Origin of the sequence: Butyrivibrio sp. LB2008 (assembly GCF_000621565.1) — a bacterium.
Taxonomy (GTDB): Bacteria; Bacillota; Clostridia; order Lachnospirales; family Lachnospiraceae; genus Butyrivibrio.
This window is the reverse complement of record NZ_KK211305.1, coordinates 508,221-520,665: the sequence shown is the minus strand read 5'-3', so window position 1 is coordinate 520,665 and position 12,445 is coordinate 508,221. Positions and strand designations below refer to the sequence as shown.

Annotated in this window: 9 protein-coding genes; all 9 read right to left on the bottom strand. The window is 42.1% G+C overall.

The genetic code is table 11. The annotated features are described in order from the left end of the window. Positions 1 to 607: 607 nt before the first annotated feature. Positions 608 to 1,825 (bottom strand): ABC transporter permease, encoded by a 1,218-nt coding sequence (locus tag T356_RS0112310; protein ID WP_026514744.1) that lies wholly within the window; start codon positions 1,823 to 1,825, stop codon positions 608 to 610. A 4-nt stretch (positions 1,826 to 1,829) separates the two neighbouring features. After that, positions 1,830 to 3,038, bottom strand: coding sequence for an ABC transporter permease (locus tag T356_RS0112305; RefSeq protein WP_026514743.1), 1,209 nt, complete (start codon positions 3,036 to 3,038; stop codon positions 1,830 to 1,832). Continuing rightward, positions 3,031 to 4,632, bottom strand: coding sequence for an efflux RND transporter periplasmic adaptor subunit (locus T356_RS0112300; RefSeq protein ID WP_026514742.1), 1,602 nt, complete (start codon positions 4,630 to 4,632; stop codon positions 3,031 to 3,033). Before T356_RS0112300 ends, T356_RS0112305 begins: the two co-directional genes overlap by 8 nt. Before the next feature lie 13 nt (positions 4,633 to 4,645). Continuing rightward, positions 4,646 to 5,347, bottom strand: coding sequence for an ABC transporter ATP-binding protein (locus T356_RS0112295; protein ID WP_026514741.1), 702 nt, complete (start codon positions 5,345 to 5,347; stop codon positions 4,646 to 4,648). Between the two features lie 175 nt (positions 5,348 to 5,522). Then, complete coding sequence (locus T356_RS0112290) at positions 5,523 to 6,371, bottom strand: carbohydrate ABC transporter permease (RefSeq protein ID WP_026514740.1); 849 nt, start codon at positions 6,369 to 6,371, stop codon at positions 5,523 to 5,525. A gap of 46 nt (positions 6,372 to 6,417) precedes the next feature. After that, on the bottom strand, positions 6,418 to 7,341 hold the full coding sequence (locus T356_RS0112285) for a carbohydrate ABC transporter permease (RefSeq protein WP_051563412.1): 924 nt from the start codon (positions 7,339 to 7,341) through the stop codon (positions 6,418 to 6,420). A 4-nt stretch (positions 7,342 to 7,345) separates the two neighbouring features. After that, on the bottom strand, positions 7,346 to 8,752 hold the full coding sequence (locus T356_RS0112280; RefSeq protein WP_026514738.1) for an ABC transporter substrate-binding protein: 1,407 nt from the start codon (positions 8,750 to 8,752) through the stop codon (positions 7,346 to 7,348). Between the two features lie 340 nt (positions 8,753 to 9,092). Beyond that, positions 9,093 to 10,274, bottom strand: coding sequence for an esterase/lipase family protein (locus T356_RS0112275; RefSeq protein ID WP_026514737.1), 1,182 nt, complete (start codon positions 10,272 to 10,274; stop codon positions 9,093 to 9,095). 76 nt (positions 10,275 to 10,350) lie between these two features. Continuing rightward, a complete protein-coding gene (htpG, locus tag T356_RS0112270) occupies positions 10,351 to 12,423 on the bottom strand; it encodes a molecular chaperone HtpG (RefSeq protein ID WP_026514736.1) in 2,073 nt (690 codons plus the stop codon). Positions 12,424 to 12,445 lie beyond the last annotated feature (22 nt).

Below are 12,445 nucleotides of genomic sequence, written 5' to 3'. Positions count from 1 at the left end.
AGGAGTCAACCAAGCCCTATCGACGAAGTCGATTCAAATTGGCTTGGTTGATGCATTCTTGAACTTCATGTTCAAGAATGTACTGCTGTCCCCCAATATCTCGCCCTTTTAAGAAGAGTAAATTGTCATTCTGCAAAGCAGTGGAATAGGTTGACTCATGCAACACTCTTGACGTTCACAACTTTTGTAACTCGTAACCTTCGCCGGTTCCGCCAAAAAGCGGGGCGCCGGGGACTTATGTTTTTGAGCATTTCACGGGAGGCCACATTTTCGCAGGGTTCCGACCGTTTTTCCTGCGCATGTTGTAACGTTGTTTGAGCAACCCGACGCCTTTATAAGAATTGTAATAGCCCGCCTAAGCGGGCGTATAAAAATAAGCAAAGCCAGCTCTGCAAACTTTAAAGCTTGCTAGAGTGGCTTTGCTTATTTTTGTAGCTACGAAGTAGCGTATTACAATTCTTATAAAGGCGTCGGGTTGCGAGTTTAGTTACAACATGCGCCATAAAAGAAAAACGGTCGGAACCCTGCGAAAATGTGAGCCGGAGTGATTGCGAAAAAACATAAGTCCCCGGCGCCCCGCTTTTTGGCGGAACCGATGACACAACCTTTACTCAGTGCGAAGTGCATCGATAGGGTTCAGCTTGGCTGCGCGTCTTGCGGGATAGATGCCAAAGAACAGGCCTATTCCGGTTGAGATGGCAACGACACCTGCTATAAGAAAAGGATTGACTACAAAGCCGAATCCGGCCACCATGCAGGCAATTTTGGCAAATAAAAGACCTAAGATTATGCCGATGATTCCACCGATGGATGTAAGGATTGCTGCCTCGGCAAGGAACTGCGTGAGGATTGAAGATGTCCTTGCACCAAGGGATTTCCTTATTCCGATTTCTCTCGTTCTCTCGGTAACAGATACCGTCATGATATTCATAACACCGATACCTCCGACCAAAAGAGAGATACTCGCTATAAGACTTACTACTGATGTTATTACATCAAGGATAGTCTCCTCTACGGTGCTCATTCCTTCCGTCGATTTAACTTTAATCGCACTTTCGCCTCTAAGCCCCATGACATTCTCTACAACACTCTTTATCTTGGCTTGGGCTTCATCTTTATTGTCTTTGTGCACATATGCAGATGCCGAAGTAAACATGTTATTTACGTCCTTGTCGCACATATCAGGGACAACAGTATATGGTATATCAGGCATAAATATCGGATCGTTTCCATACTGACCTGCATACGACTTATCCATCGAAGTATCCTCTCTGATACCGACTACGGTGAATTCCTTCGTCTTTTCACCGACAGTGGCTTCAAACGTTTCTCCGACAGCCTCTTCATACCCAAACAATGCAGTTGCAGCCCCTTGACTTATAACGCACACATAATTACATTCATCAACATCATCGCGGGTAAAATAGCGCCCGTGCACAATCTTATTTCCGGTGGTAAAACGCTTCACATCACTTACTCCAGTGAAAAACAGAGTGTAAGAATCTTTTTTCCCGTCAGCCGTTCCAACCATATTTATACTCGGCCCAAAACCATAGATAGAACTCATGCTGCGCTCGACAGCGGCCATATTTTCCGGCGTAAAGCACTTATCGGTCTTGCTCTCATCAATAGATACATCTATCGTCAAAACATCCATGTCTTCAAACTGCCCGTTTGCGGTAGCCTTAAGACCGTCTCCGATAACGAGGATCGTAAGTACCGACGCTATACCTATTATGATTCCAAGCATCGTAAGAAGCGATCTTCCCTTATTATTTCGTATGCTTGCAATCGCACTTTTTAAATATTCTCCTGCTTTTCCCATATTTTCACACTCTCAATGCATCAATCGGTTTCATTTTTGCAGCCTTTCTTGCAGGATAAAGGCCGAAGACAAGGCCTACCATTATTGAAAATAATGCTGCTCCCACTATCGCTGTAGGTGGAATGAAAAGCGGCATATTGATCATCTTGCACATCACTCTTGCAAGAACTATTCCAAGTATAATTCCAAGTACTCCGCCCGAAAGCGTAAGAATTGCCGCCTCAGACAAAAACTGCATGGTTATAGCTCCCGTTCTTGCGCCGATGGATTTTCTTATTCCTATTTCCCTTGTTCTCTCCGTTACAGACACGAGCATGATATTCATAATGCCAATTCCACCAACGAGAAGCGATATAAATGCAACAAGGATAAGGAATGTACTTGCTTTGCTCATAATCGTATCAATTGAATCCGACATGTCCGCCATGCTGTAAGAAGAAATTGCATTTGCTCCTCTAAGCCCATGCGCATTTGTAAGTATAACCTGTGCATCATCGCATCTTTGCTGTAAGACATCCTGATCGGTGAAAAGATACAGCTGAGACCATTTACCTATATCGTACCCGTAATCTGAAGCAAACGATGTATACGGAACCTCAATCGTAGCTGAATAGTCCATATCCTGTGTAAGGAAATCATACATCTCATTTGTATTATCTCTGATGCCAACAACGGTATAATTAGCTGATTTTCCGTCTATTAATATTTCTATCTCTTTTCCCAGACATTCATCGGTTCCAAAGAGCTTTTTTGCATCATTTTGCAGCATAACGCATACTCTCTGAGCTGATTCCACCTGCTGCTGAGTGAAATAACTTCCCTTGATAATTTTATTTGGATATTGATATTCAATCACTTCCGTTCCGCTCTCTACATAAGCAAGGAACGTTCCTCTGGGTCCCTTAACCTTTCCTCCAACGTAATAATCCGGCGATGCACCTTTTATATCAGGTAACTCTTCCTTTAGCAGAGAAATATCATCCTGGGTAAAAAAGTCGGTAGTCTTCGACGTATCAATCCTGATCACACCGAAATTACCGTATATTCCGTTGATCTGATCCTTAACGTACTGTTTCATTCCGTTACCGAGAGCAACCACCGCAATAACGGCCGCTATACCGATGACAATACCAAGCATTGTCATAAGCGTCCTGTAGCCGTTATGCTTCATCTGCTTTATTGCACTCTTTATATACTCGCCTAATTTACTCATCTTTCACTTCCATAGTAGCTACCGGCATTCCGTCAGTAAGCGTATCAAGATTAGTTGTTATTACCTTATCGTTTTCTGAAAGTCCTTCTACAATCTGAGCATCTGTACTTGTAGAGATACCGATCTTAACTGCTTTTCTTACAGCAGTACCGTTCTCAAGCACAAATACATAGTCGCCCTCTGCATCTGTCTGCACATACTCATAAGGAAGTACGATCGTATTGTCAGCCTTCTCGGCATGAATCTTGTTGTTTGCCTCTACACCGAGAATTATCTCATTGTCAGGGTTTGTAACCTTGATCTTGGTATCTACAACAGCTACTCCGTTTGCATTCTTTGTAGCAGAACCGGAAATCTGTGTAACTTCACCTGTATAAGCCTTGCCGTTGATCGTAATATCAACTTTCTGTCCTACTGAGATCTTGGGAAGATCTGTCTTTGAAACCTGAACGCTCACCTGAACATCGTCAAGGTTTGCAAGTGTAACCATCTTTGTTCCGCTTGCAACTGTAGCACCTTCAACTACTTCAACTTCTGTAACCACGCCGTTAAAGTCAGCTTTCACGCCTTCTTTTGCCGCCTTAATCTTTTCAATGGTATTTCCCTGAGTAAGCTGTGTTGAATCAAGTGTTGCCTTTGTAGACTGAACCTGTCCGCCGTTTACCTGGGAAGCCTTTGCTGTTGAAAGATGAGACTGCTCTTCCTTAAGATTATTGATCTGTCTCTGCCATTCCTGCATCTCGGGATCGTTCTTAAGTGCGCCGCTAACATCAATGATAGACTGCTGTACAGCCAATGACATCTGCATACTGTCATCATCGTCATCGTCTACTCTTCTCTTTATATGACCATCTTCCTCTTCGTCAAAATAACCTTCCATGGTATCATCAATTCCGTTCTGGTTAATATCCCTCGCGGTTTTGTTAAGATCATCTAAAGTCTTATTTATACGGTTTGTCTTCTCTGTGATCTTATCATTCAAAGCATTGATCTCAGCTGTAATAGCATCGATTCTATCGTTGATCTGCTGAGCGTTCATTCCCTCAGCATACTTTCTGTCTGCAGCTGCAGTCTCAGGGAAAAGAGCACTGTAACTTCCCTTAGCCTGTTTGATTGCGAGCTGTGCCTGCTGCTCTGCAAGATTGAGCTCTTTTTCATTGTATGTATAGAGCACATCTCCGTTAGCAACCTTATCTCCAATCTTGACATTAAGCTTGTCGATAGGAGCCGCAACATCTGCAAAATAACTCTTTGTCTCAGCACTTTCAACGGTTCCCGACACGGAAAGAACATTTTCAATGCTTCCCTTTGCAACATCAACAGTTTCAACCATAGTTACAGCATTCTTTGAAGCTGTGATTCCTTTTACGATAAAGAAGATGAGAAGAAGCGCTACTATGCCGAGTACTATCCATTTTTTCTTTATCTTTTTCTTGGGCTTCTTTGTTTCTTCTACATCAAAATCGTCATCTTCGTCGTAAATCTCAACAGAACTTCCTGTTGTTTCTTTTATCTCATTTTTTTCTTCTGCGATGGGAACCTTTTTTTCTTCTTTGGTCTCCACATCTTTCTTTAAATCTTTATTGTCTGCCATTTTCTTACTCCCCTTAGTCTTCTTTGTAATCAGGATTTATAATATCACTCTTGATCTTTCCATCAGAGATTGTGATGATTCTTTTTGCCTGTTCGGCAATACCGGGGTCATGGGTGATGATGATGACCGTTCTGCCCTCGGCGTATAGTCTCTTTATTATCTTCATTATTTCCTTGCTTGAAGCCGAATCAAGGTTACCTGTAGGCTCGTCCGCAAGAAGTATCGGAGGTGCCTGCGCTATGGCCCTTGCAATCGCAACTCTCTGCTGCTGACCGCCCGACATCTCATTCGGTCTGTGCGTCTTTCTCTTCTCAAGTCCTACGCTGTTAAGCGCGGCATCCGCAAGTCTTTCACGTTCTTTTTTACCCACTCCCCTGTAGATAAGAGGAAGTTCTACATTTTCTTTGGCTGTAAGCGACTGTATCAGATTAAATCCCTGAAAGATGAATCCGATCTCTCTGTTTCTGATATCCGATTGTTCATCATCCGTCATATGTGATACATCATGTCCATGAAGGAAATATTTACCGCTCGTGGGAGTATCGAGACATCCAAGCATATTCATAAGTGTTGACTTACCTGAACCCGACTGTCCGATTATCGCAACAAGTTCACCTTCACCAATAGTCAGATTTATGTGATCAAGCGCTCTGACCTCATTTTCTCCGGGATTGTATATCTTGCATACATCCTTGATCTCAACAAGTTTTTTCATAAAAGATATGTCCTCATTTTGTGTTCAATATTTAATATCCAATATACTTTGACTGTCGTAGTACAACGTACTACGTCTGCCGAAGTATGTCAAGTAGATTTACGAAAAAAAGAGCTTATCTTACTAAATTGTAAGATAAGCCCAATATATAGCCATCTAAATAATAGCTTTTAGCTCATCCTTTTACCGCTCCGGCCGTCATTCCCGAGATAAAATACCTGTTAAAAATTATATATATTATCATCATAGGAACAAGCGAAATTGCGGTTCCTGCCAGCATTAAATTCCAGGACGACGCTGCATCTCCCGAAGATTTCAAATGCATAATTCCGACAACAAGCGGCATTCGCCTTGTATCCGTCATTGTAAATACCATAGGTAGCATATAATCATTCCATGCACTTCTAAATGCCAGTATCCCAACCGTCGCTATAAGCGGCTTGCAAAGCGGAAAAATTATCCTGTGGTATATCCCGCAGAATGAACATCCGTCTATCTTGGCTGCCTCATCTATCTCGCTCGGAATCGAGCTTATATACCCTCTTGCGATAAACAGATTTGTGACATTCATCCCAAACACGCGGATTATAATGACGCCCCAGAGCGACTTGTTAAGATGAAATGCTTTCATGATCATAAGAAGCGGATAAAGAGTCAGCGTACCGAGTGAAACAAACATCGATGAGATCATGAAATAAAAAATGATCTCTTTTCCCTTAAACGTTGCCCTTGCAAATACATAACCGCATATCGTACTTGAAAATATCGCACCGACAACACAGAAAAAAGACAGAAACATACTGTTTGTAGTATACGTCCTAAAATCGGCAAGCTTCCATGCCTTTACATAGTTATCCAAAACAAACTGCTTCGGGATAAGCATATTACCTGTTGTCAGAATATCCATATTGCTCTTAAACGATGACATAAACGTATAGAATACCGGAAAAAAACTAATTATAAAAAACAAAAACAAAATAAGATATATTATGACTACTCCCCAAATTTTCTTAATGCGCGCCATGATGTTTTCTCCTTTTTGGGAAACGCCTTTTTTGATCAATATTCTTTTATACAAGATTTTTTAATCTCTTTGTGGTCTTTAGATAGATAACCGTGACCATACAGAGAAATACAGCGGTTACAAGAGACATCGAAGATGCATAGCCTACTTCGATATTCCTTCCCGACTTTCCGAAAAATGACTTATAGATATAAGTCATTACCACTTCCGTCGTTCCTCCGGGCTGGCCGTTTGTACATGATATTACAAGATCGCATATTTTCAGGCTTCCGACGATCGCAACCAAAAGAATCGACTGGAAAACCGGCGCGATCACAGGAAATATCACGTAAAAGAATCCCTTTATTCCGGTAGCTCCGTCAATACTCGCACAATCATATAACTCCTGCGGAATACTCTGAAGCGCCATCAGGAAAAAGATCATGTTTATTCCGTAGTTCTGCCATACAGAAGCTATTCCCAAAATAAACATCGCCTTCCATTTAGTCCCGAACCAGTTGATAGGTTTTGCGATCACTCCCACGCTTTGCAACATTCCATTTATCATCCCGTTATGAGAAGCAAACAAAAGTGAGAATATAAGCCCTATTATTACAGCGGAAATCACTGCCGGCAAAAAGAATGTAACTCTGAAAAAGTTCATCCCACGCATTTTCCTGTTAAGAAGCACCGCAAGCGCAAGTGCGAGCGGAATCTCAACAGCAAGTTTGCCCGCTGCAAGCAAAAAAGCATTTATAAGAGACTGCCAGAAATCGGGATCTCTTTTTACGATCCTGACAAAATTAGCAATTCCGGTAATCTTACATGCGCCAAAGCCGCCGTAATCCGTAAATGCATATCTCAAAATATAGACAATGGGAACATAACTAAATAATATAAATCCGATAAAAAACGGCGCTATCATGAGAATCGCCTGGGCATTATCGCCTGTCATACGCTTCCGCAGTACTTTATCCCCTTTTGCCATCATATTCTTAATCTCTTTCAACCTTGTAGCCCGAAGGCGCCACATACTCATTCAAAGTAGCATCGTCAAGCGCAGACAGACCGGCATTAAGCCGTGCGTCCAAGTCATGAAGTACGGTAGCCGCATCTTCCGAATATCCTCCGGATAAAAGCTTGGCAAGAGTCTCCCTGGCGGAAAGGCCTTCATAAGATATTACGCCTTTGGGATCGGCCATTCGTACAATGAACTGGCCGTCTTTGAAAGTTGCAAACTCTTCCCAGCCCTTTACTTCCGAATCCGATGCAAGATCAAGAACCTCTTTTCTGTAAGGAAGATACATTCCCTGCTCATACATCTCAACCAGATTTGCGTCAGAATAGAACCACTCAAGAACGCGTGCAATCTTCGATGTATCTTTGGCTTCCAAAGATTTCTTTGCAACTGCCAGAAGATCTACCGGTGTTACCATCTCTTTATAATCATATCCGGAACCGTCTATTGACGGAGGATCACAGACAACCCAGTTACATGTTGCAGGAAACTGATCCGTATATACGGCAACATCAAAACTAGCAGCCATAACTATACCGACTTTTCCTGCCGCAAACTGTGCTCTTGCGGTATCGGCATCCATATTTTCATATCCCGGAAAAACGCTTCCGTCCTCGATCATCCCCATGATATTTTGGATAATCGGAAGTCCGTCCGAATATCTGTAAGTTCCGCTTACAGCGTCGTAGCCGTAATGTCCCAAAGAAGCTGAAGCCACACTGTAAATATAATGATCCAGAGTCCATCCGCTCTGAAGTGCCAGGAAATAGCCATACGCATTTCCGTTTGATGCTTCAGTTATCTTCTTTGCATCTTCGCGGACCTCATTCCATGTCTTTGGAGCCACCTTTATCCCCGCTCCGTCAAAAAGATCCTTGTTAACGATCATCTTATAAGACTGAAGGCTGTAAGGTAATGTATAAACTTTATCATCAAAAATCTGATCTCCGACAAGAAGTTCGTCTTTATCATAGAGAGAAAGCAGCGAGTCACTGCCCTCAAGATCCGATATGGGAACCGCATATCCTGCGCTCACATATTTAGCGAAAGTATTGGATGAAGGTCTGAAAAGATCCGGACCGTCATTTGCCATAAGTGCAACATTTATTACATCTGCGTAATCCGATCCGTACACTGTGTACTCAATCTTTATACCTTCCTGTTTACCGATGGTATTGTTGAATTCCTCAACCTGCGCATCTCTGATAGATTGTTCATGTGCGTTGTCGCTCCACACCGTTACGACCTGCACATCATCTCCGGCATCTTCACCGGAATCCCCTGAAAAACCCTTTCCTATAGAAGTACTTGCATCTCCACATCCAACCACTGCCCCCGCAGTCATCATCAGTGTGAGCAATAGAACCACTGCTTTTTTCTTCATACTTTCCTCTCCTCCCGTGTTGAAGCATGATTAAGAACAAAGAGTTGCTTTGCAACTCTTTGCGCGCCGATGCGCGCAAGCTTTAGCTTGCATAATACTTCTGCGCATCGGTCGCATACATAGCGGAGCGTTTTTTATTTGATAGGAATTTCCTATCAAATAAAAAAAGTAATTTTCCCACCAACTATATATATCGTTTTTCAAAATACCAATACCATTATATTCCGTTTTCACGCTTATGAATAGCCGCTTTACGCCAAAAAGCGGACTTATATCGCAAAGTCCGCTTTTTAATATCGCTGAAACACTGAATAATTCAGCATTTCCATAATTATGTTTTTTAAAAACCTTTTATTCTAAGGTCGTTTACGAGATTTACATAGAATTCCCTGACATCAAAATCCTTAATATTCTCACGATTAAGATCTATCATATCACCGTGAGATATTCCTCTTTTTCCGTGAGGCTCAAGCATCTTGAAATCGCTTCCCCAAGGGAATGACTTTTCTCCCACAAGTCCGTCATTCCTTCCGTCAAAATATTTAACCAAAAGATATGACATATTAAGCGGAAATCTTCCCGCAAGAGGTCTTGTCTGTATTGAACCAACGGACTGATAGTAAACTTCTTCTCTGTCGAGGACTTCCTCGTTGCGCTTCTCGCATGCTTTATGAGTAAGATCTGTGACAGCGCCGATGAAATCGGGATTCACATCGCCGAATGTGGCAGCACCCGCATTGTAAGCCCTTGCAACAGTAAGCTGCTGTTTCTCGGGAATCTTCTCAAGAAGATAATCGGCAAATTCGCATCCTCTGTGAGGCGTATTGATTGTTGTAAGTGATGCCACATCTTCGTATGCTCCGCACTTTGATATGGCATATCTCATATCAAGACCGCCCTTTGAATGCGCGATTACATTTACCTTCTCGCATCCTGTCTGCGCCTTAATCTCTTTGATTCTCCTTGCAAGCTCTTCACCGCTCTTTTCGACAGTAGCGGCACTGTTATGCTCGCCGTAGAATATTGTAGCACCGTTATCTATAAGTTCCTGCGGCACTCTTCCCCAGTAATTAAGATGTTCAAAATCTCTGAAGAACACGCCGTGAACCATCAGGATTGGATACTTGGTCTTGCATATCTTGTCATTTTTTCTCTCAAGATTAAGCTTGAACTTCTTTGATTCAAATTTAATCTCATCATCGGCAGTCTTTATGATCTTACCGAGCATGATCAGATTAAGTATCGGAACCATTCCAAAAAAGATACCGAGTGCTCTCCATTTGACGCCAAGCTGTTTGCAGTTAATATAGACCAGAATTATTCCGGTCCAGAAAAGTATGGACTCAACGATGACGATAAGGAGTACCCTTACAACAAACATCGCAGAATTCTCACGAAAACCACTAAAGCCAAACGGACTTTGAAAAAGATCCCTGATATAGTAACAAGCAAAAGCAAACGTACTGATCAGAAATATTTTCAGAAGAATGTTACCTATCCTGCAGTTGCGAATTCTTTTCATATGTAATCCCCATTATACCCCCGTATTCTTGGAATAAAGATCCGGGAATACGGCAAAACTTAAACCACCAACCTTATCATTTAGCAAGGATCATCATGATCTCATTGCTTCTTTCGACGAACCTGGACATTGCATCCGCATCAAGAGGTGCATTCTGGATCCTTGCAAGATCATAGAGCTGTTCACAGATCATCGATGTATTCTTTTCATCATCGTTCTCCATGACATACTGTACAAGAGGATGATTTGCATTAAGTATAAGTGTCTGACCTTCTGTACCAAAGTCACCCATGGACATTCCGTTGAGTGCATACATCTTCATCATATCGGCCATACGTCTTGATTCCTCAGAAACAGTAAGCATTGAAGATACTTTCTTATCCTTGAGCTTTTCGAGCTTAACAACGAGCTTGTCATTCTTAAGAGCCTTCTTGAGCTTCTCGGAAATCTCTTTTTCCTTCTCTTCAAGCTCTTTTGCTGCTTTCTTGGATGTCTTACTCTTAAATGTATCAGTGAGATCGGCATCGATTCTCTTAAAGCTGATTCCCTCATTCTTGCTCTCAAGCTGCTGCATGAAAGGAGTATCGATGTTGTGCTTCATTACGAAAGCTTCCATCTTCTGAGCCTTGAACATCTTGATGTACTGGCTCTGCTGCTGTTCATCCGTTACGTAATAGATAATACGAGGCTCTTTTTCCTCTTTCTCATCTTTCTTGTCTTCGGACTTATCGTCAACAACTTCTGCTTCAACCTTATTTCCGTTTTCATCCACAGCTTCCTCTTTCTTAGCCTCGTCCTCAGCCTCTTTGTTGATCTGAAGAGCTTCGGGAAGTGTGAGATACTTGCCGTCAAGGTTCTTAAAGAGGATGTAATCATTCATCTTCTCGCAGAACTTGTCATCCTTAAGGCAACCATATTTGATGAAGGGACTGATGTCATCCCAGTATTTGTCATAGTTTTCTTTATCTGTCTTGCAGAGTCCGGCAAGCTTTTCAGCAACCTTCTTGCTGATGTACTCCGAGATTTTCTTTACAAATCCGTCATTCTGAAGCGCACTTCTTGAAACGTTCAAAGGAAGATCGGGACAATCGATAACACCCTTTAAGAGCATAAGGTACTCCGGGATAACTTCCTTGATATTGTCAGCGATAAATACCTGATTGTTGTAAAGCTTGATTGTTCCCTCAATTGACTCAAACTCCATGTTGATCTTGGGGAAGTAAAGGATTCCCTTTAAGTTGAAAGGATAATCCATGTTGAGGTGAATCCAGAAAAGAGGCTCCTTATAATCACGGAATACCTTTCTGTAGAATTCACGATACTCATCATCTGTACAATCCTTTGGAGTCTTAGCCCAGAGAGGATGTGTGTCGTTAAGAAGCTGAGGTCTTCTCTTGATCTTATACTCAAGCTCAGGCTCTTTGTCCTCTCCCTCTTTCTTCTCGGGATGAACTTCTTCTATAACGACATCAGAATCAAGCTTCTCGCTTGCCTTTATCGTCTCGGTGCCTTCCTCATTCTCTCTTGAAAGGTAAATGTCATAAGGCATGAATGAACAGTACTTCTCGATAACCCCTCTTGCCTTGTACTCATTGCAGAACTCAAGGCAGTCCTCGGAAAGGTGTAATGTAATTGTTGTTCCAACCTCTTTCTTATCTCCGTCAGACATCTCAAAGTCAGAACCGCCGTCGCATGTCCAGTGAACAGATGCCGCATCGGACTTATATGAAAGAGTATCAATATCAACAGAATCAGATACCATAAATGTTGAATAGAAGCCAAGACCGAAATGTCCTATGATCTGATCCGCATTAGCTTTATCTTTATACTTATTAAGGAAATCAGTTGCTCCCGAAAAAGCCACCTGATTGATATACTCTTCAACTTCCTCAGCTGTCATACCGATTCCGTTATCAGTAATTTTAATAGTCTTCTCTTTATCATTGAGTACCACGTCAACACGGGGCTTAAAGCCTTCCGGAAGCTCATACTCACCCATCATATCCATCTTGCGGATCTTTGTCACCGCATCACAGGCATTTGATATTACTTCCCTGTAAAAAATATCATGATCCGAATAAAGCCACTTCTTAATAATCGGAAACATGTTCTCGCTATTGATTGAAAGATTACCTTTTTTTGAAGCCATAACTCTCACTCCTTTGCATCAT